Genomic DNA, 23,217 nt, shown 5'->3' on the forward strand with positions numbered 1-23,217 from the left:
CAGGCCAGGACGCCTCCGCGCGGGCACGGCAGATTGGGTCGACGACAGCACGTCGGCACGACCCCTGTGCAGCGACCTGTGCAGCGATAGGCGGTGGATGATGCAGAACGATGCAGCGGTCCAGGAAGAGAGGGCGGCGGCACCGTCGTACCCGATGCCACGTGTCTCCCCCGTGGACCCGCCGCCGCAGCTCGCCGCGCTGCGGGCCGGACGCGCCGCGAGCCGGGTGACGCTGTGGGACGGCAGCGAGGTGTGGCTGGTGACCTCGCACGCCGGTGTCCGGGCCGTGCTGGGTGACCGTCGGTTCACCGCGGTCACCAGCGCCCCCGGCTTCCCGATGCTGACCCGCACCTCGCAACTCGTGCGCGCGGCGCCCCACACGGCCTCGTTCATCCGCATGGACGACCCGGACCACTCCCGGCTGCGCTCGATGCTCACCCGCGACTTCCTCGCGCGCAAGGCGGAGGAAATGCGGCCCGTGCTGCGGGAGTTGCTGGATGACATGCTGGGCGGTCTGGTGGCGGCCGGTGAGAAGCCCGTCGATCTCGTCGCCGGTCTGACGATTCCCGTGCCGTCCCGGGTCATCGCCCTGCTGTTCGGCGTGGGCGAGGACCGCCGGGACTTCATCGAGGGCCGCAGCGCGATTCTCATCGACCGTGGCTACACCCCCGATCAAGTGGCCACCGCAAGGGACGAGTTGGACGGCTTCCTGCGGGAGCTCGTCGAATCGCGGGTCGCCGATCCCGGCACCGATCTGGTGAGCCGTCTGGTGACCGACCAGGTACGGCCCGGCCGGCTGAGCGTCGAGGAACTGGTCCCGATGTGCCGGCTGCTGCTGGTGGCGGGGCACGGCACGACCACCAGTCAGGCCAGCCTCAGTCTGCTCAGCCTGGCCACCGACCCCGGCCTCGCCGACGCCCTGACCAAGGACGAGAGCCTGCTGCCCAAGGCGGTCGAGGAGTTGCTGCGCTTCCACTCCATCGTGCAGAACGGACTGGCCCGCGCCGCCATCGAGGACGTACAGCTGGACGACGTGACGATCAAGGCCGGCGAGGGTGTCGTCCTCTCGCTCTCGGCGGGCAACCGCGACGAGCGGGTCTTCCCGTCCCCGGACACCCTCGACCCGCACCGCGACGCCCGCCGCCATCTGGCCTTCGGCCACGGCATCCACCAGTGCCTGGGGCAGTGGCTCGCCAAGGTCGAGATCGAGGAGATGCTGGCCGCCGTGCTGCGCTGGATGCCCGGTGTGCGGCTGGCCGTGCCGTTCGAGGAGCTGGACTTCCGCCACGAGGTGTCCAGTTACGGACTCGGCGCGCTCCCGGTCACCTGGTGACAGACGTGAGCGACGCGAGCGACGCGAGTGGCATGAGCGACGGGAGCCACGCGGCCGGCGCGAGCCGCCTGACGATCACCGTCGACCCGGACGCGTGCTGCGCCATGGGCCGGTGCGCGGCGAGTGAGCCGGAACTCTTCGACCAGGACCCCGACACCGGCACCGTGGTCCTGCTCGACCCCACCCCCGCGCCCGCACGGCACGCATCGGCCCGGCTCTGCGCCGAGTTGTGCCCGTGCGGGGCCATCACGGTCACCGAGGACTGAGAGCCCGCGCCCCAGCGGCGCCCTTCGCCGCTCAGCGGCCGACAAGGAGCGATCATGATCCAAGCCCCTGGTTCCGTCCCGTCCGGCGCCACCGCCGCCGAGGCGGCGCTCGCCGCCGACGACTCCCCGATGGGTGACGCTGCCCGGTGGGCGGTAGGGCTGCTGACGGCGCCCGACCTCGCCCCGGACGAGTCCACAGCCGGTCGTTTCGTGCCGACCTTCCCCGCCCGGCACGCGCGGGGCTTCTCCGCGACGCTGGAGGAGTGGCGTACGAAGGGGCCGTTCACGGTCCGGGAGTACCAGCCCGTCGCCCACAAGGGCTGGGTCGTCCTGTCCGGGCCCACCGGCCTGCGCCACACGCTGTCGCTGACCCTCGACTCCACCGGGCTGATCCGCATCCTCGCCCTCCAGCCCGAGACGGTGATCCCCGAGATACGCACCTGGGACGAGCTGGAGGACACGCTGCGCATATCCGGCGTCGACCACTCCGTCCTCGCCGCGCGCCTCACGCCCGGCGGAACCGCCGTCCTGCACGAGTCGGCCGCCGCCCGGCCGATGCCCACCGGCTCCGCGTACAAGCTCTATGTGATGCGCGCCCTCGTCCAGGCGATCGAGAGCGGCGAGCTGAGCTGGGACGACGAGGTCACCGTACGGCCCGAACTGCGCAGCCTGCCCACGGGCGACATGCAGGATCTGCCGGACGGAAGCCGCGTCCCGGTGCGCGAGACGGCGTACAAGATGATCGCGATGAGCGACAACACCGGCGCCGATCTGATCGCGGACCGGTTGGGCCGGGACGCCGTCGAGCGTGCCGTGACCGCCTCCCGCCACCACGACCCCTCCCTCCTGCGTCCCTTCCTGACCAGCCACGAGGTCTTCGAACTCGGCTGGGGCGCACCGGAGTTGCGTAAGGCCTGGGCCGAGCGCGACGAGTCCGGACGGCGCGAGCTGCTGCGCGAGATCGCCCGGCCGATGACGGTGCGCGGCTCCGATCTGGGCGAGACGGTGCACCGGCTGGGCCTCGACTGGCACATGACCGCGTACGACGTGCTCCACGTCCTCGAAGGACTCCGGCACGACAGCGAGCGGGACGCCACCGGCACGGTGGAGCACATCCTGACCGCCTACCCCGGCATCCCCGTCGACCACGCCAAGTGGTCCAGGGTGTACTTCAAGGCCGGTTCCTGCCCCGGCGTGATGATGTTCTGCTGGCTTCTCCAGGACCGGGCCGGCACCGTGCACGTCCTGGTGCTGCGGCAGGCGGCCGACGAGCAGAAGCCCATCGGCGACGGCCTGTTCCTGCGCGGACTGGGTGCGCGGGTCATCAACTCCGGTCTGCTGGAGGCCGGCCCGGAGCACGGCGAAGGAGCCGAGCCCGGCACAGCTCCGCAGCACGGCGAAGGAGCCGACCGGGAAGCCACCCGGTGAGCGTCAAGGACCGACTCCTCGCCGTTCTCGTCGCCGTGCTGTGGGGGCTGAACTTCCTCGCCGTACGGATCGGACTCGACCACTACCCGCCGCTCTTCCTCTCCGCGCTGCGCTTCCTCGTCCTCGCCGTGCCGGTGATCCTCTTCGTGCCCCGCCCGAAGGCGCCGGTGCGCTGGCTGGTGGTCTACGGACTGGGCTTCGGGGTCCTGCAGTTCGGGCTGCTCTTCCTCGCCATCGACCAGGGCATGCCGTCCGGGCAGGCCTCGGTCGTGGTGCAGGCTTCGGCCCCGTTCACCATGCTGCTCGGCGCGCTGCTGCTGGGCGAACGGGTCTCCCCGCGGCAGCTGGGCGGAATAGCCCTCGCCGTGCTCGGCATGGCGGTGATCGCGGTGGAACGGGCCCGCAGCGCCGCTCTGCTCCCGCTGCTGCTGACCCTGCTGGCGGCGCTCGGCTGGGCACTCGGCAACATCGCCAGCCGCCAGGCCCGCCCCGACCATCCGCTGCGCTTCGCCCTGTGGATGTCCGTCGTGCCGCCGCTGCCGCTGCTGGCCCTGTCCGCCGTCATGGAGGGCCCGACCACCGGCTGGCGCGCACTCGGCGGCTCGTTCGACGCCGACGGCTGGCCCGGCCTGGCGGCCCTGGTGTACACCGCGCTCGCGGGCTCGGTGGTCGGCTCGGGCATCTGGACCACCCTGCTGAAGCGCTACGAGGCGGGCGTCGTGGCCCCGTTCTCCATGCTGGTCCCGGTGGTGGGGGTGGCGGCGGCGTGGGCGGTGCTGGGGGAGGAGCTGACGGGGTGGTCACTGACGGGCGGCGTGGCGGTGGTGGTGGGGGTCCTGGCGGGAACGGGTTGGGCACCGAGGGTGCCCTTCCGGCGAAGCAGTGGGGGAGCGCCCCTTGAGGGGCGCGAGGCTGTGACATCTGCGGCTCCGCCGCGTGGGCGCGCCCGGCCACGACCCACCCGCACCGACCGAACGGAGAATCAGTCCCCCGAACCGACCGCCCCGGCCCAGAACACCCACCGGTCATAAGGCACGAACCCCATGGCCGCGTTGACCGCGATCATCGCGTCGTTGTCCTCGGCGTTGGCCGTCTCGATGAGCCGCACACCCGGCTCATGCCGCAACACGTACTCCAGGTTCGCCAGCTTGAGCAGCCGCCCCAGCCGATGTCCCCGATGCGCCCGGTGCACGACGGTCATCCCCTGAAGCGCGTACTCAGGATTCCCCGTGGTCTTCGAGACACTCGTGTACCCGGCCAGACGGCCACTCGCGTCGTGGACGACACCGGTGTGGTACGCCCGCCGCCCGCGCCCGACGCGCATGGTCTCGAACTCCCGGGCGTAGCTGGTCTCGACTTCCTGCTCCTCGTCGAAGGCCTCGTCGCCCAGCGACTCATCGCCGAGCGACCGTTCCAGCACGGACACCCGTACCGCGTATTCGTCGGGCGTGATGGTCCCCCAGGTGACGAGGGAGTACCCCTCCGGCACGGCGGGGACGCCGTCGGCCAGCGGATCGTGCGCGCCGAGGTCCAGCCACTGGTGCACTCCGGCCGGTACGGCCGAGCGCTCCGCCCCCATCGCCGCCGCGAAGGCGGCCGGTCCCGGGTCGCGCGCCGGGCCGCCGGGCAGTGCCTCCACCACGGTCGCGGCGAGCGCGGAACGCCCGTGCCCCGCGGCGATGTCGGCCGCCCGCTCGTACAGCGCGCGCCCGATGCCCCGGCGGCGCAGCTGCGGGTGGACGAGGAGCTGGTCCACGCGTGCCACGCCGGCGCCGTCGGGCAGCGCGAGCCGCAGCGCGCCGACGACCCGGCCGCCGTGCCCGTCGTGGCGTACGACCCAGTCCTCCAGCTTGGTGGCGGGCGGCGGGAAGCGCAGCGAGCCCGTCATGTCGGCGGTGCAGGGGGGCGCGGCCTCCGGGACGTCACCGGCCGAGTCGGCGAGCAGCCGCAGCCACTGGCCGACCGTGGTCTCGTCGTCGGCGGCCAGCGGGCTGAAGCGCAGGTCGTGCGTGATGTCGTTCAAGGGGTGTTCTCCCAGTCGCTACGGTCGGCGCGGTCGGGGGCGATGCCCATGGCCTGGACGTCGTACAGCCCGAAGGCCGGATGGACGTACACATTGGTGACCCACGGGTTGCGGAAGTGCAGGGTCTTGTCGTGGACCAGGGGAAGGATCACGGCGTGTTCCATCACCAGGCGTTCGACGGCGCTCCACTGGCGGGCCCGTTCGGCGGGGTCGGTGGTGTGCAGGCTCTGGTCGATGAGCTCGTTGACGCGCGGGTCGTCGAGCTCGGCGATGTTCCAGTTGCCGCCGTTGGGTTTGATCTGGCGGCCGTCCACGAGGGGCGCGAGGAAGCCGTACTCGGTGGGGAAGTCGGCGCCCCAGTCGGTGACGATGAGCCCGAGCGCGTGCTCGCGGACGGTCTCCGGGTGCCCGGCGCCCAGGCTGAAGTAGCTCGCGACGTCCAGTTCCTTCACGGTCAGCCGGATGCCGACCCGGGCCACCGACTCGGCGACCGCGTCGGCGACCAGCCGGAACTTGCCGCGCTGGGTGCCGATCACCGCGTCGAAGCCGTCCGGCAGCCCCGCCGCCGCCAGCTCGGCGCGCGCCGCGTCGAGGTCGCCGCGCAGGTCCGGGCCGGTCGGATACCGGTCCAGGTCCTGATGCGCGGGCAGCCGTGGCGGGAACAGCGCCGTGGTGAGGTCCCCGCCGGTGACCGGGCCGCCGCGCGCCTGCTGGAGCAGGATCTTGTCGGCCGCGTAGTGCACGGCGCGGCGCGCGTGCACGTTGTCGAACGGCGGGATGTGCGGCTGGATCGACACGAAGTGCAGGAAGCTCGTCCGCGGATTGTCCGTGTACGACCGCAGGACACCGTCCGTCGTGACACGGCCCTGCGCCGCGTGCTGGAGGCCCCGGCCCTCGAGGTTGATGTCGAACTCCCCGGCGATCAGCCGCTCGTCGAGCTCGTCGACGTCCACCCCGATGGTCAGCTCCACCCGGTCGGGCAGCGCGGGCCGCACCGGGTCCGTGGCGCGGTCCCAGTACGGGTTGCGCTCGAAGTGCATGAACTTGCCCGGCCGGTGGACGGCGATCCGGTACGGACCGCTGGAGCGCGGGTTCTCCCCGTAGTCGGCCCCGGTGTCCGCGCGCCGCGGCACCGGGGCCGCGCAGGGCTGCGCCATCAGATGGTCGAAGTCCGAGAACGGGCGCCGCAGTTGGAAGACGATCGTGCGCTCGTCGGGGGTGAGCACGGACCGCAGCGGGTCGCTGGTCCGGTACGGACCCGGGTACGGCCGCGCGGGATCGTCGAGGAGCGGTACGAGGTAGGTCGGGCCGCCGGGCAGCACGTCCTGCGCGAACACCCGCTGCACGGCGTGGCGTAGGTCGTCCGAGGTGATCGGGGTGCCGTCGTCGTAGCGCAGGTTCTCGCGCAGCCGGTACGTCCAGGTGCGGCCGCCGTCGCTCACCCGCCCGGGGCTCTCGGCGAGGTCCGGGACGGGGACGAGCCCGGCGGGGCCCGGGTCGGTGGGGTAGGCCATGAGGGTGCGGTTGAGCATCCGCTGCAGCAGCCACACCCACACGTAGTAGGTGCGCGCGGGGTCGAGGGAGTCCACATCGGCCGAGGAGACCAGACGGAGCGTGCCGCCGCGCCGGTCCGAGGGGTTCACCATCGAACCGACGCCGGCGTCCCAGCCGGCACCCGCACCCGCCGCCGCTTCGGTGATTCGCGTACTCATCGTGCCGTCTCCCCGATCCGCAGCAGGAAAGAGTGCTCCTCGCTCGCCAGGCAGCCGCGCGCGAGTTTCGCCTCGACGCTGCCGATCCCGGCGTGCAGGACGGACACGCCCTCGCGCGCGGCGGCCTCGAGGACGCGGTAGTACAGGACGTCGTAATAGAGCGGCAGCTTGCCCTGGGCGTCGTAGTCGAATCCGGCGCGGTGGCCGAACCACTGCTCCTCGCCGCGGGCCCGGGAGCGCAGCACCATGCCGAAGCCGATGATGCTGCCGTCCTTGCGCGCCACCGAGACCATGGCGTCGTCGCCCATGACCTCGGAGATCCAGCTCAGCAGCCCGGCCGAGTGCTCGGGGCTCGCCGGATTGCCGTACTTGCGCAGCAGGTTGCAGTCGAGCTCGCCCAGGCGCGGGGCCAGTGCCTTGGTCAGCGGTTCGAGGTGGACCTCCACCTTGGCCTCGGCCAGCGCCCGGCGCTCCAGGCGCACCCGGCGGCGCCGGTGCTTGCTCATCTCCTCGAGGAACTGGTCCCAGCCGCCGGGCGGAATGGGCAGCCAGGCGTAGTGCGCCGAGAGGTGCGAACGGTAGCCGCGGCCGCGCAACAGCTCGACCAGGCCGGTGTCGCGGACGTCGACATGGGGGAAGCAGACGGACGCCGCCCCGCGCTCCGCGGCGAGTTGCTCGGCCCGCTCCAGCAGCGCCTCGACGTCCGAGGGCAGCGCATCGGGTCGGGCCGGCGCCCGGGTGCGTCCCAGGTGCCGGCCGCCGCACACCAGGGACGGCAGCAGGGCCGCCGGATCGCCCTGGGCCACCTCGGTGAGGACGGCCTCGGCCTCCGGTGTGCCGCCGTCCTCCAGAGCCCGGGAGAGCATCGCGTCCGGCCGGGCGAGCAGCCACGGCACCGAGTCGTCGGCCCACGCGGCGACGAGGCCCGCGACCGGCTTGTCGTCCCGGTGCTGGACGAGAAAGTCCATCGTGGTCCCGGAGTTGCGCTCCTGGACCGCCAGCCAGCGGGAGGTCTGGAAGAAGTCCTCCGCGCCGAGCAGGTCGTCCCAGCCGGCGGCGGGCAGCGCGGCGGCGTCCGCCACCGCCCGCACATCGCCCCGGCTGCCCGCATACGGACCGGTGCCCCTCACAGCTTCTGTGCCCCGTCCTCCTCGACCACGAAGTCGAGGTACGCGGCCGCCTTGTCGGCCAGGGCCTGTGCTTCGAGGCGGTCGGGGCCGTTGCAGTAGGTGAAGCCGACGCAGGAGGAGTTGTCCATGCGCTGCAACAGGTGGTCGCCCTTCTCCACGTGCAGCAGCACCTGCACGCCCGGCACCGAGGAGGCGGCCTCCACGCCGTCCACGCGCTTGAGGACGCCGCGCCGCTGCGGGTAGATCATGCGGACGGCGGCGCCGCCGGTGTGGATGACCGGCTCGATCGGCGGGATCTCGCCGATCGCGAGCAGCCAGGCGTCCAGGATGGGGCTGCGCCCGGTGACGTCCGTGACGAGCATGGTCATGCAGCTCGACGGTGTGCGCGGGTTGGCCTCGATGATGCGCCAGCCGGACTCGGTGCGCCGGACCTCGGTGTGGCAGGGCCCGCGGTCGTAGCCGATGGCCTCCAGCGTCCTTCGCACCACGGAGTAGAGCTCGTCGCGCTCGTCGTCGGAGAGCGGCACGGGGAAGGTGTGCCCGCACTCGATGTAGGCCGGGTCGCCGAACAGGTCCTTCGAAGTGACGCCGAAGACGTGGGTGTGTCCGTCCACCGTCATCGTCTCGACGCTGACCTCGACGCCTTCGACGTACGTCTCCAGGAGCACGTCGCCCGAACGCGGCTGGCCGCGCAGGCTGTGCCGTATCCCGGACAGCTCCTGCCACGCCTCGACCAGTTGGTCCATGTCGTCGACGCGGCGGACCCCGTAACTGATCGCCTCCGCGGGCGGTTTGGCGATCATCGGGAAGCCGAGCCGCTCGGCCGCTTCTTCGAGCTGTTCGCGGCCGCCGACCAGCATGTGGGGGATGTTGAACGGTACGTCGCCGAGCGCGACGCGCAGCCGGTCCTTGACGTTGGCGGTCTCCACGGCAGCGGGGTCGGGACCCGGCAGACCGAGGCGCCGGGCCGCTTGCGCGGCGAGCACCGTGTGGTAGTCGGAGAACGACGTCAGACCGTCCACCAGGGGAGCGCCGTTGTCGTCGGTCACCACGGACAGCACCGCTTCCAGGTCGGTGGTGTCGACGTCGATCACGTGGTCGACGGCCGCGGCGAGCGGGTGGGAGTCCCAGTCGTGGCCGTGGGTGTACCAGGCCCGGTCACCGGTGAGCAGCCACACCTCGAGACCGTGCTCGCGGGCCTGGTGCAGGCCCAGGACGAACGGGTGGTTCTGCATGTGCTCGACGATCGCGATGCGCCTGCCGGCGAACTTCGCGTAGTCGGCCAGGGGTGTTGTCATGGGACCGCCTCCATGGTCCGCCGCCGATCACGTCGGTGGCGTTGCAGTCGACTGGCGTTGAGGACCAGTTGAACGCGTCGGCCATGGCGAAGCCATGAATCGGGTGGTCACACGCATAGGCGGTCGGCGAGGCGCATAGGAACGCCGCCGGCCGCTCACTCGCTCGGTGACCGGACCCCGGCCAGCAGTCCGCCAAGGACCGCGAACAGCGCCAGGAAACCGGCGGTGGCGCCCGTACCGACGGCGTCCTCGACCACATGGCCCCCGATGAGGATCCATGCCAACGCGCCGAGCAGCACCAGCAGGTGGTTGCCCCTCTCGCGCAGTACGCGCATCCCCGCCCACAGCAGCACGGGCATCGATGCCACCCCGGCGACCCCCGCGAGGAGCGACTCCAACGACCCGGCGAACATCGCGTCCGGATCGGCATCGCCCACACCCTGCGCCCACTCCCGCAGGGACGACCAGATCCAGTAGCAGACGACGGCGGACACCGCCGACACGACGGCGCCCTTCACCCAGCGGGCGGTCCTGCGGTTCGTCATATCGCTCAGCCTTCCACGGCACGGCGACGGGGGCCTGAGTACGAGTACTCAGGCCCCCGTCCCCTGTTGGGATCCTGCCTACAGCGAGTGCTGCAGGCTGTCGGCGTACAGCCGCGCACCCGCGATCTTCGGGTGGAAGGACTTCATGGAAGGCGCCACATTGCCCGGCAGCCAGTTCCAGTCCCGGTTGTCCGCCTGCGAGTGGCCGGACAGGACGATGCCGTGCACGTCCTCCGGGTCACCGCAGATCGCCTTGCCGGCGAACTCGTCACGCGGGTCGGAGAAGACCGCGTTCGCGTTGTACAGGCTGTTGGCGTCGTTGACCGCGCCCTGCATCTCGGCGGCCAGCGTGTCGGCCATGCCGTTCAGCCACGGCGCCTCCTCGGTGCCGATGCCGACGACGCACTGGCCGTTGCCCTCCAGGAGCTTCGGATAGCCCATGAGGACGATCTTGGCGTTGGGCGCCTTCTGGTGCAGCGAGTTGAGCATGCCCGCCAGCCGTGGCCGGATCTGCTCGTGCAGCCACTTCGGTGCCCATTCCTCCAGGGAACCGGTCGACTGTCCGTCGATCTTCTTGCCGGTGTCCGGGTCGACGGCGTCGATGGAGTTGTCGTTGCACACGGTCAGGGCCGTGATGCACTCCTGGATGATGTCGGCGAACCGGGCGTCGTTGCCGCCGATGGACAGGGTGACCAGCGTGGTGTTCTGGTCGAGATAGCCCTGCTGGATCTGTGGCAGCTCACTGCTCTGGCCCTCGCGCAGGATGTTGTAGTGGCGGGCGCCGGAGCAGGCGATGAAGTGGTAGTCCATGTCGGAGTCGCGGTCGTCGGCCATCGCCCCGATCGACTTCGAGTAGCCGGGCAGCGTGGCCTGACGCGACCAGGCGTACTTCGACCGGTGGCACTTGTCCTCGGTGTCGGGCTGCTGTTTGTCGTAGTAGTCGGATTCCGGGTAGTAGTCCGCGCCGCCGTTCTCCGAGGCGCCCTCACCCGAGGAGTACGAGTCGCCCATCGCCACGACCATGTTCTTCGGCTTGCCGATCATCGGTTGGAAGCCGACCGAGTCCCAGGCGACGTCCTCGGTGCCCTTGCCGTCCTCCGTCACGTTCGACAGGGACACCGTGGGCGTTCCGGTGAAGTTGAAGACGCCGATCGGCACCCACTTGTTCGCCATCACCCGCTGCGGCAGCGCGCGGTTGGGGCTGAGGGAGTTGGTGCCGCCCACCTTGTACATGGCCTGGCGGGTGTGCGCGCCGTGGTCGGGCAGGTGCACCCAGACACGCATCCAGCCGCGGTCGGACTTGTTCAGCGTCCAGGTGCCGGTGGTCTGCAGCCTGCTCGCGTCGGTCGTCCCGTTCTTGTTGGTGTGCGAGAACCAGAAGTGGTTTCCGTAGGCCGCGCCGATCTGGTGCAGGTCGATCCGGGACGAGGCGCTTCCGAAGTCGAGGTTGAACGAGCCCGCGGACGACACCGTGCCGCACGATCGGGTACTGGAGCCCGCCGGGGTGATCCCGTCGGCGAGGTCGTCGACGATGTACGTCCCGGAGGGCAGGTTGGCCGAGCACTCCGGCGGATACGAGTTGGCGTCCGCCTGCTCGGGATAGGTGTCGTCGAAGCGGTGGATCGGGTTGCCGCACTGGGCGCTGGACGTGCAGTTCTTCCAGGTCGCGGCCTTGGTGAACCAGCACTTCAGGTACAGCGGGTCCGAGGTGTTCGGGTCACCCGGCAGCAGGCAGGGGCCGCCGCCGGTGTCGTTGGTCGCGCCCGTGCTGATCTTCGACGGGTCGCAGTTGTTGCTGCTGTCACAGAACAGGCTGATCGGAGGCTTGGCCGCCGTGCGGTAGGCGTTGGAGTTCCACCACGCGGCGCGGTAACCGGGCTGGAAGTCACCGGGCTTGAACATCGCCGAGATCGGGCGGGCCGCCCAGCCGATGACCTTCTCCTCGTACGGCCAGTCCTGCGGGTGCGCGGCATGGCTGTAGTCGTCGGCGCCGGCCGCGTCCTCCAGGAACGGCGTACGGTTCTCCTTCCACAGCGGGTTCGCCGGGTTGTTGGTCCAGCCGAGGCCCCACTTGCCGGCGTTGCTGCCCGCGTCCGCCTTGAGGTGGTAGCCCGTGTTGTACGACCACAGGGCGGCGAACCAGTTCTCGATGTACTTCGGGCTGCCGTCGTTGATGACGATTCCGTCGGCACGGGTCTGGTTCCACTTCTCGACCAGGATGTTCACGCCGGCCGCGATGTTCGCCGCGTAGTCGAGCGCGATGGCCTCCTGCTGCTGCACGGTCTTCGTCGGCTGGCCCTTGCCGGGCAGCCGCATGCCGTCGGTGACCTGGGTGACGCCGTAACCGCAGTCGGACTTGGTCCAGTCGATGGCCCACGGGTCGGTCTGGGAGCCGTCGGAGGAGTACTTGACGCCGTAGAAGTTGCCGATCAGCGGGTTCGCGGTGACACCCGGCACGGCGTAGCGAGTCGCCTGCCACATGTTCGACTCCTGCGCGGTGACGCCGAGCATCACCTGAGCAGGGATGTGCCAGTCGGCGCCGCTGCCGCCGCTGAGCGACTGGAGCGGGAACAGGGTCTGCGGCGCGTACGCGCTCATCCCCGTGTTCTTCCAGTTCGCCCCTCGTGTGGCGCCCTTGTTGAGGGTGCCGACGACCGCCTGGTCCACGGCCCACTCGATCTGCCGCGGAGTCGGCTGGAACGCCTGCTTCTTCGGGTCGTTGCGCGGGACCGAACACGTACGGTCCGCGTCGACCGGCGACGCCATCGGGGTGGCCTTGCCGGACTTCGCGGGCGTGCCAAGGGCCGGGCTCAGCGCGGTCGCGGTTCGCTGGGCGGCCGCGCTGCCGATCCGGTTGCCCGGCGCGGCGTCCAGGACGGCCGTCCTTCCGGTGTCCAGGGCCTTCAGGGTGATCCTCGCGGCGCGCGCCGAGAAGGAGTCCTTCTGCGTGATCCGGGAGTCCTTGCCGTCCGCCCACGCGGTGGTCACCGCGGCGCCGCCGCGGCTGGAGATCCGGGCGTCCTTGTCGATGCCTCCCGGATTGCGGACCGCGCCCGGCAGCGACCCGTGGCCGCGGGCCTTGCCGGTGACGTACACGGTTCCCGCCGGGGTGCGCGCGAGGTCGAAGCCGGTCAGCGCACCCTGTGCGAGCTCGGCGGCCCTCGCCCTGCCGTTCGCCGCCCGCAACGCCCCCGCGGTGACACGGGAGACGGCGGCCTGGTCATCGGCCGACGACTTCTTCTTGCCGCCGGGCAGCCGGTCGATGAAGGTGACACCGCCGTCGGCGTCCGGCTGCAGCTGGAACGGTACGGCGTGGGTGCGGGCCACCGTCTTCACCGTCGTGCCGTCGATCCGTACGACCCGGTTGCCGCGCGCGGCGACGATCCCGCCGCCCACCGGAACCGCCGAGGTGACCTGGCCGGCCACCTTCGTGTTCGCGGACTTCCCCGAGGCGGCGGCGACCGTGACCAGCCGGGTTTCGTTCGTCTTGGACGTCTTCTCGTCGGTGAACTGGGAGAACACCGCGTCGTCGCCGGTGCCGCAGCCCGGCGAGAAGTAGCCGAGGGTGGCCTGGAACGGCAGCTTGCGTACGGCGCCGGTCTTCAGGTTCACGATCGCGGTGAAGGCACCGCGGCTCATCAGCTCGGGCTTGTTGGTGAAGGTGCGCGGCGCGTACGCCACCGCCGCGTACGTGCCGGACCTGGTCACACAGGCGTTGCCGATCCAGGTGTCCGTCTCGAACCCCGGCTCGGACAGCGAGGCGGCGGTCTTCCACGCGTAGCCGCTCTTCTCGTCGGCCACCATCACATGGAAGCCCGTGCCGTCACCCGAGGTCGTGAACGCCCGGTCCGAGGAGGACTTGTAGCTCTTGCCGAGCAGCTCGGCTCGCTTCTTCGCGGGAACCGCGCCGGGGTTGGTGTCGTTCGGGGCCCCCTTGCCCGTGCCGCTCGCGGACTTCGAGGTCGGGGAGGTCGGGGAGGTCGGGGACCAGCCGTTGGCTGCTCCTGGCGGGACCGCGTCCGCGTAGGCCTGCGTCGTACCGACCCCACAGGCCACCGCTATCGCGACGGCCGTGGCGACCGGGACACGCGCATATCTCACTATGCTGCGTCTCAACTTCCTGTCTTTCTTCTGGGATTCACGCCCAGATCAGGGCGTGCACCGCACCCAGGGACCGGACCGGCGCCAACAGGCAGAGCGGGCAAGCCCTCAGGGGGCGGAGATGTGGGGTGCGGGAGGTCGACGGACCTCAACCGCTGGGTGAGCGGGGTCAGTTCAGGCTGCTGTTCTTGGACTTGCCTCGGAGCGTGTCGTCCGTGAACCAGACGTGGGCCCAGCCGGCGCCCGTCGCCGCCCGGCACTGGAAGTCGATCTGCCATCCGGCCTTCGAGGGGTACGCGGGATACTCCTCGCCCCACACGACGCAGCTGCCTCGGCCGAGGACCGTCATGACCTGGTCCACGGTCATGCCGGTGGTGACCTTGTTGTAGTTCGCGAGCGTGAGCTGCGGGTTCGTGGGATTCAGCAGCTTTTCCTGCGACTTGCGGTTCAGCTGGTCGGCGGCGTTGAAGTCGAAGTTCGCGTACGGCGGGTAGTCGTCGCTGTACGCCCGGCAGGAGAGCCCGGTCCTGTCGCCGAATTCGTCCGGATCGCACACGCCCGGGCCGACGATGTCCAGCACCTGCTGGCGGCTCATCCCGAACTGGATCTTCTGGAACATTTCCAGGTTCATCCCCGAGCCGGCGCTCGACGGGCCGGCCGTCCCGACGACGGCACCGGCCGCCGCCAGCGCCATCACCGCCGCGGTCGCGAGGGACCTTCTCAGCTTGCGCATGGTCGTTGCTCCTCCCCGTAGTCCTGTGCCGCCCCTGGTGCCACACCTGCGGGGAGGCGGGAGCAGCGTGGCACCGGGCACTCTTCTGGCCATCCCCTGCAACTCCCCTGTGGACAAGGCGGGTTGGAAGCTCTTCGGAGGCTCTTCGCGGCCTCTTGCGGCGCACTTGCCGGGCTCTTCCCGGGCTCTTTCCGGCGGAGATGAGTGCCCGTACTCAGGCGCCCGGCCGACCTCTCTGCCAACCTGGCGGCATGCCTTCTCGCGAGAGCCGTACGAGCCGTACGAGCCGTACGAGCCGTATGGGCGATACGAGCCGTACCAGCGCCGGCCGCGCCGCCCTCTGGGCCGTGACCGCCGTGACCGCCGCCGCCTGTCTCGCCGCGTGCGGAACTCAGCGGCCCGGCGCGACGCCGTCCGAGACCCCCACCTCGTCCGCCGGCTCCTCCTCGTCGCCCGCGAGCCCGCACGCGGAGCCGGACCGCGGCGACAGCGCGCCGCACAACGCCGAGAACAACATCGGCCGGATGCCGGCGGACATGACCCCCGCCGACGAGGCGGCCGCGCAGGAGAAGGCCGAGAAGGTCAAGCCGGTACTGGAGGAACTGCGAAAGCAAGGGCGCATCAGCCCCAAGGACGTACGCCCCGCGCTCGCATCGCTCGGCTTCCGTGCCGCGGACATGCGCGTCCAGGACCCGTGGTCGCGATGGAACGTGGACCACTCGGAGAAGGTGCCGGGCACCTTCTACGGGATCTGGGTCGGCAAGACCGCCTGTATCTCGGGCGCGGTGAGCGAGGACAGGGTGTGGGTCGAGGTCAACGGCCCCTATCCGGAGACCGCCTGCATCGTGCCGCCGGTCGCCCACTGATTCCTGTCACACCCCCTCTCCCGCGCGTAAGCGAGATGACGGCGCCGCGCCACGCCCCGCGCGTACGCGGACTGACGGATCCACCGGCGGTGCCATCCTTCAGGCATGGGTGTCTCCGGCGCGGCGAGCGGCGGGTACTCCGGTACTCCGCTCGCCAAGAAGATCGGTATCAAGGCAGGGCAGCGGGTGCGGCTGACGCACGGGCCGAAGGACTGGGACATTCCCGGGCTGCCCGAGGACTGCGCGGTCTCCGCGGGTGGACCGAAGGGGGCGGACGTCACGGTCGCCTTCTTCAGGGCCCGCGCGGAGCCGGCGGCTCAGGCGGCCGGGCTGGTCCGGGACCTGTCCGACGAGGCGATGCTCTGGATCGCCTGGCCCCGGCGCGCGGCCGGGCACGAGAGCGACATCACCGAGAACGATCTGCGGGAGATCTTCCTGCCGCTCGGGGTCGTGGATGTGAAGGTGGCGGCGCTGGGAGAGGACTGGTCGGGCCTGAAGTTCGTACGGCGCAGGGAGAACCGGGATCAGGGGAGCTGACGTACGCCGAACCGGCATACGGAGAACGGGCGCACGTCAAGGGGGAACGTCCGGACGTACATTCGGACGTACGTCGGGGCGTACCTGAGGGGGACTTCCGGTGAACGGCTAGCATCGCGGCACAGTTGTCGGCCGGGATGGGGTGGATGTCGTGTCACAGGCGGAGGAGGGGCCGCGGGTTGCCGTTGCCGTGGTGACCATGGGGAATCGGCCCGCCGAGGTCGACGCGCTGCTCACCTCCGTGGCCAAGCAGGACGTCGCGCCCGCACGGATCGTGATCGTGGGCAACGGCGCTCCGCTGCCCGAGTTCGCCGAACGCCTCGGACTGCCCGGGGAAGTCACCACCATCGAAGTCGACGAGAACCTCGGATGCCCCGGCGGGCGCAATGTCGCCCTCCAGCGCCTGAGCGAGCTGGGGGACGTCGACGTCGTCGTGGAGCTCGACGACGACGGGCTGCTCGTCGACGGGGACGTCCTGCGCAAGGTACGGGACCTGTACGCCGCCGATCCGCGGCTCGGCATCGTCGGCTTCCGCATCGCCGACGAGAACGGGGAGACGCAGCGCCGGCACGTGCCCCGGGTCGGGGCCAAGGACCCGATGCGGGGAGGACCGGTCACCGGCTTCCTCGGAGGCGGCCACGCCCTGTCCATGCCCATGCTCGCCGAGATCGGCGACTGGCCCGCCGAGTTCTTCTTCGCGCACGAGGAGACCGACATGGCCTGGCGTGCCATCGACGCCGGGTGGACCGTGCTGTACGAGCCCGAGCTGCTGCTCCAGCACCCGAAGACCTCGCCCGCGCGGCACGCCATCTACTACCGGGTGACCGCCCGCAACCGGGTCTGGCTGACCCGCCGGCGGCTGCCCCTCCCGCTGATCCCGGTGCACCTGGGCATCTGGACCCTGGCCACACTCCTACGGACCCGGTCCGTAGGCGGACTGAAGGCCTGGTTCGGCGGTTTCGCGGAGGGGCTGCGGGAGTCCGGTGGGGAGCGGCGCCCCATGCGCTGGCGGACGGTGTGGCGGCTCACCCGCCTGGGCCGCCCGCCCGTCATCTGAGGGTCTGCACGAGCCCGTACGACGGACGGAGGCCCCGGTCGTTCACCTCCGACGACCGGGGCCTCGCGCGTCCCCGGATCCGGCCACGGCGGCGACACTCCCCCGAGTTACGCGTCGTACGCGCGCACCGTCGGGCCAGATCCGATGTAGTGATCACATCAGGCCACGCCAACGGATCGCTAACATGAGGCCAACGGTTCGATCGGGAGCCGTGAGTCGGTCGGCGGGAAGTCGCCGGAAGAAGGCGCGAAGTCGCCGTGGGCGCGGCCGGGGCGGTCGCGCGGGAAGGCAGTGGGGCGGCGTGATGCGGGACGGGCTGCGGTTCGGGCTGCTGGGGCCGCCGGTCCTGTACGACGCCGAGGGCGAGTTCAGGTCGATCGGCGGCGGCAAGACGCGTGCCCTGCTGGCGGCGCTGCTTCTGGAACCGGGCCGGGTCGTCTCGGTCGACGTGCTCAAGGACGCGCTGTGGGGCGGGGCGCCACCCGCATCCGCGCAGGCTTCCCTGCAGAACCATGTGACGCGACTGCGGCGCCTCCTCGACGATCCGGAGCGGCTGCGCGCGGTCCCTCCCGGATACGTCCTGCGGGTCGGCGAGGGCGAGTTGGACGTCCGTGTCTTCGAACAGCACGCCACCGCCGCACGTGCCGCGCACGCCGAGCGCGCCTGGGAGCGGGCGCTGCGCGAATCCACGTCCGCGCTCGCCCTGTGGCGCGGCACCCCGCTGAGCGGCCTGCCGCCCGAGACCGGCGGACACGCCTTCGTCCAGCGCCTGGAGGAGGCCCGCCTGCTGGTCCTGGAGTGGCGGTACGAGGCCGAGCTGCGCCTGAGCGACCTCGGGGAAGCTCGGGTGCGTTCCCGAGGCAGCTCAGCGCTCAACCCTGCCCGACTCGACCGACTGGCCCCCGAGTTGGCCGAACTCACCGCCGAGCACCCCCTCCGCGAGGCCTTCCACCGGCTCCTGATGCTCGTGCTGCACCGCACCGGGCGCCAGGCCGAGGCCCTCGCCGTCCACCGTGACCTGCGGGCCCGCCTGGTGGAGGAGCTCGGGATCGAGCCGGGCCCCGCGGTGCGTGAGGCACATCTGGAGATCCTCCGGGAGCAGGGCGACACGGAGGGGGCGGCGGACGGCGCCGACGACGCCGGGCGAGGAGAGCGGGAGGCCGCGGTCGTCCCCTCGGATCCCGGCCCGCCGCGCCCCGCCCAACTCCCGCCCCCGCCCGCGCACTTCACCGGCCGCGACGACCTCCGCGAGCCGCTGCGCCTGGCGCTGGACCCGGAGCGCCGGTACGCCGGGTCCGACGTCGCCGTGGCCGACGGGATGCCGTGTGTCGCCGTGATCAGCGGCATGGCCGGCGTCGGCAAGAGCGCGCTCGCGCTGCACGTGGCACACGGGCTGAGGGAACGTTTCCCCGACGGCCAGTTGTACGTCAACCTGCACGGCGCCACCCCCGGGATGACCCCGCTCACCTCGGGCCAGGCGCTCGCCGCGCTGCTTCGCGACCTCGGCGCCGAGCCGCGCCGGATCCCCGAACACCCGGACGCGGCGGCCGCGTTGCTCCGGTCGATGCTCGCGCCCACCCGCACACTGATGGTGCTCGACGACGCCGCGCATGCCGCGCAGGTGCGACCGCTGCTGCCCGCGGGCGTGGGCTGCGCGGTGATCGTGACGAGCCGTTCGCCGCTCACCGCCCTGGACGGCGCGCACCGCTTCCCGCTCGCGCCGCTGTCGGACGAGGACAGCGCGGCGCTGCTCCGCGCGATCTCCGGCCGCCGCAACGGGCTCGACGGCGGGCACCCCCTTGTCGAACTCACCGGCCGGCTGCCGCTCGCCCTCCGCGTCGTCGCGGCCCGCCTCGCCGCGCGCCACGCGCTCACACCGGACGCGCTCGCCGGTCAACTGGCCGCTACAGAAGGGCGGTTGCACCACCTGGAGTACGACGACCTGAGCGTCCGCCGTTCCCTGGCCGTCGCCCACGACGCCCTGCGCGCCTCGGAGCGCCAGGCCGACCGGGACGCGGCGCTCGCCCTGTGCCGCATCGGCGCGCTCGACCTCCCCGCGTACGGGGCGCCCCTCCTCGCCCGCCTCTCCGGCATCGCCGAGCGCCGAGCCGAGGCCGCCCTCGACCGCCTCGTCGACGTCGCCCTCCTGGAGGAGACGGCGTACGGCCGCTACGCACCGCACGACTTGGTACGGGACTTCGCGAGGGAGATCGCGGGAATTTCAGCCCCTCCGGCGTTGGAGGAGCAGGGTCCGGGGCGGAGCCCCAGGTACGGGACGGGCGGGGGCGGAGGCGGAGCCGCATCCGTCAGCGGCTCCGCCGCGGACCCATCTGGTGCGGACGCCATGGCTTCGCGTGCCGCGGGCAGCCCTGCTCCCGCCGACACGGGCACCCCCGTTCCCGGCGGTAATGCCGCCGCTGCCCCCGGCGGCCAGGACGCGGTACTCGCCGCCGGCCATGACGCGGCCGTGGCCGAGCGCGCCCTCCGCTGGTACGCCGGTGTCGCCGCCCGCTCCCTGGAGGCGATCCTCGAACCCGGCCTTGACCGCGAGGACCGCGGCCGCCCGACCGCCACGCAGCCCCCCGCGCACGCGGCGGACGTCGCGGCCATTCCACCCTTCTGCTCCTCCAAGGACGCCTTCGCCTGGGGCGATCTGGAGCTGGAGAACGTGGTCGCCCTGGTGGAGCGCCACGCGGAGACCTCCCCGTACATCCCGGTCCTGGTCCGCCTGTTCAACCCCTACGTCCAACGCAGCGGCCGCGTAGCCGAGTTGGAGATCCTTCAGCGGGCCGCGCTCGGCGCGGCGCGGCGGCTCGGGGACGAGGCGGCCGAGGCGTACGCGCTCGGAGACCTCGCGGGGCTGCACTTCATGACGGGCCGCGCGAGCGACGCCCTCGTGCTCAACGACGAGGCGCTGGCGATCTGGCGCAGGCTCGGCGTCCTGTCCTGGGTACGGCGGGGCCTGAACAACCGCGGCATGCTCCTCGAAGGACTCGGCCGCTACGCCGAATCCAGCGAGGCCCTGATGCAAAGCCTCGAATTCTCACGGGAGTTGGGCGACCCGCACATGGAGGCCATCACCTACAGCCACCTCGGCAACCTGTACGAGCACACGGACCCCCGGGCCGCCATCGACCACCACAAGCGCAGCCTCGCGATCGGCGACACGATTCAGGACGTCATCATCCGCCACTCCGCGCACTGCAACATCGGCTACGCCCACCTCACCCTCGGCGAACCGGCCGCCGCCGTACCGCACTTCGAGGAGAGTCTGCGCATCCTCGGCAGCCATGGCGACTGGCACGGCGAGTCGCAGACCCGGCTCGGGCTGGTGCGCGCCCTGCGCGGGGTGGGGCACTGGGAGCGGGCCGCGCGCGAGTGCGATCTGCTGCTCTGCCGTGCGGACCGCCGAGCCGACCGCTACACCGGAGGGCTCGCTCGCCATCAGCGGGGCCTGCTGCTGCACAGCCGGGGGGATGTCGAGGGGGCGTTCGAGCAGTGGGAGTCGGCCCTGGAGGCGCTGGTGGAAACGGACAGCCCGGTGGTGGGGGAGTTGCGGGAACTCCTGGCGTAAAAGCCGAAGCGGGCAAAGTGACTCGGCGGTCTCACTTGGCATCCGCGTAGCACTCCACCACCGCCGTGGTGAACGGAAAGCGGACCGGTGTCTCCCCGAACGTGAGCCGCCCCGCGAGGTCGGCCGCCTCGCGGATCGCCGTCACGACCGTGTCGGCCTCCTCGGCGGGGCAGTGCACGATCACCTCGTCGTGCTGGAAGAAGACCAGCTCGGCCGAGAGGTCGGCGCAGGTGCGCCGGAGTGCGGCGAGCACCAGCAGGGCCCAGTCGGCGGCGCTGCCCTGGACGACGAAGTTGCGGGCGAACCGGCCGCGGGCACGGGAGTTCGAGGAGGCGTACCCCGGAACCCACCCCTGCTCAAGGCCGCTCTCCACGGGATCGTCCTGAGGAATACCCGCCTCCTCCGCACTCTCGTCCGACGAGCCCACCGCCGGGGGAGAGGTCCGGCCCAGCCAGGTCCGCACCAGCCGCCCCTCCTCTCCCGCCCGCGCCGCGTCGTCCACGTACGCCACGGCCTTGGGAAAGCGGCGGCGCAACAGGGCGAGGTTCTTCAGCCCGTCACCCGACGTCTGCCCGTACACGGCACCCAGCACGGCGAGCTTGGCCTGCGCCCGGTCGCCGGCGAACGCCCGGTCCGAAACAGCCTGATACAAGTCGGTCTCCCGCCCCGCGACCTCCATCAGATCGGGGTCGCGCGAGATCGCGGCCAGCACGCGCGGCTCCATCTGATCGGCGTCGGCGACGACGAGCCGCCAGCCGGGATCGGCGACGACGGCACGCCGGATGACCTTGGGGATCTGCAGGGCACCCCCGCCATTGGTCACCCACCGCCCGGTGACGGTCCCGCCCGGCAGGTATTCGGGCCGGAACCGCCCGTCGCGCACCCAGTCCTGAAGCCAGGACCACCCATGGGCGACCCAGATCCGGTACAGCTTCTTGTACTCGATCAGCGGCTTCACGGCCGGATGGTCGATCGACTCGATCTCCCACCGCCGAGTGGACTTGACCTTGATCCCGGCCTGAGCGAAGGCCTTGACAACATCCGCGGGCAAATCGGGTCTGACCCGTCTCCCGAAAGCGGCCGACACCTCATCCGCCAGCTCGGCAAGCCGCCGGGGCTCGCCCCCGCCCGCGTACCGCTCCCCGAGCAGCTCGTGCAGCACCTCCCGGTGGACGTCCGCGCTCCACGGCAGCCCGCCCTGGTTCATCTCGGCGGCGACCAGCATCCCGGCCGATTCGGCGGCCGTCAGCAGCCGCATGCGCTCCGGATGCGCGGTCGCGTCATGCCGCCGTTGCTGGTCCGCGTACACCTCCAGGAGATCTTCCAAAGGCACGTGGACCGGGCGCGGCTCGAAGAGCGACGACTGCGAACCGGGCTCGGCGGACCGCTGCGGCGGATCGACCGGTACGGGCCCACCGCGCAGCCTCGCCAGCGCGGCGGCCGCCGACCGGGGCTCGCCGAGCCGCCCCTCGTGCCCGAGCAGCAGCGTCTCGGCGGCCTCCAAGTCGTAACACCGCTCGACTCGCACCCCCGCGGCGAGCAGACGCGGATACACCTCCGCGGTGGACCGCCAGACCCACCGGCTCACCTCGGGCCTCGACCGCACGGCCTCCGCCAGATCCGCCTCCCTGCGGACCGGCCCTTCGGGCAGCCCGTCGGGGCCGAGGACGGCGACCTCCGCGCCGCCGTCCTCGGCCGGTGCGAGAGCCCAGCGCCCGGTCATGATTCCGAGTCTCGCAGGGAGGTCTGACAATGGCGCCGACCACGAGCAGCGCCCGAGCCGCAGGCTCGCTCAGCCCGTGCTCGCCCCCCCGCGCCCCGTGACGACCTCCTCGAGCATGCGCGCGACGTGCCCTTCGGTCGTCGCCTTGTCGACGCCCGCACCGCTGAGGACGCCCTCGCCGTTCTCGTACTCCAGGAGGGCCAGCAGGATGTGCTCGGTGCCGACGTAGTTGTGGCCGAGGCGGAGGGCCTCGCGGAAGGTGAGTTCGAGGGCCTTCTTGGCGGCGGGCCCGTACGGGACCAGTTCGGGGACCTCGTCGACGGCCGGCGGGAGCGCTGCCTTCGCCGCCTCGCGCACCGTGTCCAGGGACACGCCCTGCGCCGTGATCGCCTTGGCGCCGATCCCCTCGGGCTCGGCGAGGAGACCGAGGACGAGGTGCTCGGGCAGCCCCTCCGCATTGCCCGCGGCCTTGGCCTCACTGTGCGCGACCATGACCACCTTCCGGGCACGCGGGGTGTAGCGCCCGAAGCCCTGGTTCGGATCGAGATCCGACTCAGCCTTCGGGACGAACCGCTTCTGGGCGGCCTGCCGGGTGACCCCCATGCTCTTGCCGATGTCCGTCCAGGACGCGCCCGAACGCCGGGCCTGGTCCACGAAGTGCCCGATCAGATGGTCGGCCACGTCACCCAGGTGATCCGCGGCGATCACCGCGTCCTGGAGCTGGTCCAGCGCGTCGGTGTGAACCTTCTTGATGGCCTCGATGAGGTCGTCGAGACGTACGGATGCATTGCCGAGCGGGTTCGAAGTCATATGTCAACCGTAGGTTGACACCCCACCACTGTCAACCCAAAGTTGACACCCGTCGAAATGGCCGATGCGCACCCTCCTCGA

At 71.4% G+C, this 23,217-nt stretch carries 17 protein-coding genes; 8 read left to right on the forward strand and 9 right to left on the reverse strand.

Features of this window, described 5'->3' with window-relative positions; translation table 11 throughout:
* Positions 1-154 precede the first annotated feature (154 nt).
* The 4 genes from AB5J53_RS26715 to AB5J53_RS26730 are packed head-to-tail and all read left to right on the forward strand — an operon-like array spanning position 155 to position 4,058.
* Positions 155-1,333: a cytochrome P450 gene (locus AB5J53_RS26715; RefSeq protein ID WP_369248190.1), complete on the forward strand. Its 1,179-nt coding sequence runs from the start codon at positions 155-157 to the stop codon at positions 1,331-1,333.
* Positions 1,334-1,338: 5 nt separating this feature from the next.
* On the forward strand, positions 1,339-1,599 hold the full coding sequence (locus tag AB5J53_RS26720) for a ferredoxin (RefSeq protein WP_369248191.1): 261 nt from the start codon (positions 1,339-1,341) through the stop codon (positions 1,597-1,599).
* Between the two features lie 54 nt (positions 1,600-1,653).
* Positions 1,654-3,027, forward strand: coding sequence for a serine hydrolase (locus AB5J53_RS26725; RefSeq protein ID WP_369248192.1), 1,374 nt, complete (start codon positions 1,654-1,656; stop codon positions 3,025-3,027).
* Positions 3,024-4,058 carry an EamA family transporter gene (locus AB5J53_RS26730; protein WP_369248193.1) on the forward strand — a complete coding sequence of 345 codons (1,035 nt, stop codon included), beginning with the start codon at positions 3,024-3,026 and terminating at the stop codon, positions 4,056-4,058. The genes AB5J53_RS26725 and AB5J53_RS26730 overlap by 4 nt, the downstream gene beginning before the upstream one ends.
* Here AB5J53_RS26730 and AB5J53_RS26735 read toward each other — a convergent pair.
* The 7 genes from AB5J53_RS26735 to AB5J53_RS26765 all read right to left on the reverse strand — a co-directional run bounded on the left by AB5J53_RS26735 (position 4,010) and on the right by AB5J53_RS26765 (position 14,569).
* On the reverse strand, positions 4,010-5,050 hold the full coding sequence (locus tag AB5J53_RS26735; protein WP_369248194.1) for a GNAT family N-acetyltransferase: 1,041 nt from the start codon (positions 5,048-5,050) through the stop codon (positions 4,010-4,012). The two genes, AB5J53_RS26730 and AB5J53_RS26735, sit on opposite strands and share 49 nt — an antisense overlap.
* Positions 5,047-6,762 carry an ABC transporter substrate-binding protein gene (locus AB5J53_RS26740; RefSeq protein WP_369248195.1) on the reverse strand — a complete coding sequence of 572 codons (1,716 nt, stop codon included), beginning with the start codon at positions 6,760-6,762 and terminating at the stop codon, positions 5,047-5,049. Before AB5J53_RS26740 ends, AB5J53_RS26735 begins: the two co-directional genes overlap by 4 nt.
* Positions 6,759-7,892: a GNAT family N-acetyltransferase gene (locus tag AB5J53_RS26745; protein ID WP_369248196.1), complete on the reverse strand. Its 1,134-nt coding sequence runs from the start codon at positions 7,890-7,892 to the stop codon at positions 6,759-6,761. Before AB5J53_RS26745 ends, AB5J53_RS26740 begins: the two co-directional genes overlap by 4 nt.
* The gene (locus AB5J53_RS26750) at positions 7,889-9,190 is read right to left on the reverse strand and encodes an ATP-grasp domain-containing protein (RefSeq protein WP_369248197.1); all 1,302 of its coding nucleotides are present in this window, start codon (positions 9,188-9,190) and stop codon (positions 7,889-7,891) included. Before AB5J53_RS26750 ends, AB5J53_RS26745 begins: the two co-directional genes overlap by 4 nt.
* Positions 9,191-9,345: 155 nt before the next feature.
* Positions 9,346-9,735, reverse strand: a complete 390-nt coding sequence (locus AB5J53_RS26755; RefSeq protein WP_369248198.1) for a hypothetical protein — start codon at positions 9,733-9,735, stop codon at positions 9,346-9,348.
* Positions 9,736-9,813: 78 nt separating this feature from the next.
* The gene (locus tag AB5J53_RS26760) at positions 9,814-13,836 is read right to left on the reverse strand and encodes an SGNH/GDSL hydrolase family protein (RefSeq protein ID WP_369248199.1); all 4,023 of its coding nucleotides are present in this window, start codon (positions 13,834-13,836) and stop codon (positions 9,814-9,816) included.
* Between the two features lie 169 nt (positions 13,837-14,005).
* The gene (locus AB5J53_RS26765) at positions 14,006-14,569 is read right to left on the reverse strand and encodes a BLIP family protein (protein WP_369248200.1); all 564 of its coding nucleotides are present in this window, start codon (positions 14,567-14,569) and stop codon (positions 14,006-14,008) included.
* A gap of 251 nt (positions 14,570-14,820) precedes the next feature.
* Between AB5J53_RS26765 and AB5J53_RS26770 the strand changes: the two genes are divergently transcribed.
* The 4 genes from AB5J53_RS26770 to AB5J53_RS26785 all read left to right on the forward strand — a co-directional run bounded on the left by AB5J53_RS26770 (position 14,821) and on the right by AB5J53_RS26785 (position 20,603).
* Positions 14,821-15,435 carry a hypothetical protein gene (locus AB5J53_RS26770; protein ID WP_369248201.1) on the forward strand — a complete coding sequence of 205 codons (615 nt, stop codon included), beginning with the start codon at positions 14,821-14,823 and terminating at the stop codon, positions 15,433-15,435.
* A 105-nt stretch (positions 15,436-15,540) separates the two neighbouring features.
* On the forward strand, positions 15,541-15,972 hold the full coding sequence (locus AB5J53_RS26775; protein ID WP_369248202.1) for a DUF3052 domain-containing protein: 432 nt from the start codon (positions 15,541-15,543) through the stop codon (positions 15,970-15,972).
* Between the two features lie 151 nt (positions 15,973-16,123).
* Positions 16,124-17,029: a glycosyltransferase family 2 protein gene (locus AB5J53_RS26780; RefSeq protein ID WP_369248203.1), complete on the forward strand. Its 906-nt coding sequence runs from the start codon at positions 16,124-16,126 to the stop codon at positions 17,027-17,029.
* A 304-nt stretch (positions 17,030-17,333) separates the two neighbouring features.
* Positions 17,334-20,603 (forward strand): BTAD domain-containing putative transcriptional regulator, encoded by a 3,270-nt coding sequence (locus tag AB5J53_RS26785; protein ID WP_369248204.1) that lies wholly within the window; start codon positions 17,334-17,336, stop codon positions 20,601-20,603.
* Positions 20,604-20,634: 31 nt separating this feature from the next.
* On the opposite strand, the gene AB5J53_RS26790 is transcribed toward AB5J53_RS26785, so the two are convergent.
* Positions 20,635-22,326 (reverse strand): bifunctional 3'-5' exonuclease/DNA polymerase, encoded by a 1,692-nt coding sequence (locus AB5J53_RS26790; protein WP_369248205.1) that lies wholly within the window; start codon positions 22,324-22,326, stop codon positions 20,635-20,637.
* Between the two features lie 69 nt (positions 22,327-22,395).
* On the reverse strand, positions 22,396-23,136 hold the full coding sequence (locus AB5J53_RS26795) for a Clp protease N-terminal domain-containing protein (protein WP_369248206.1): 741 nt from the start codon (positions 23,134-23,136) through the stop codon (positions 22,396-22,398).
* Positions 23,137-23,217 lie beyond the last annotated feature (81 nt).

It is taken from the genome of Streptomyces sp. R41 (assembly GCF_041053055.1).
Lineage (GTDB): Bacteria > Actinomycetota > Actinomycetes > Streptomycetales > Streptomycetaceae > Streptomyces.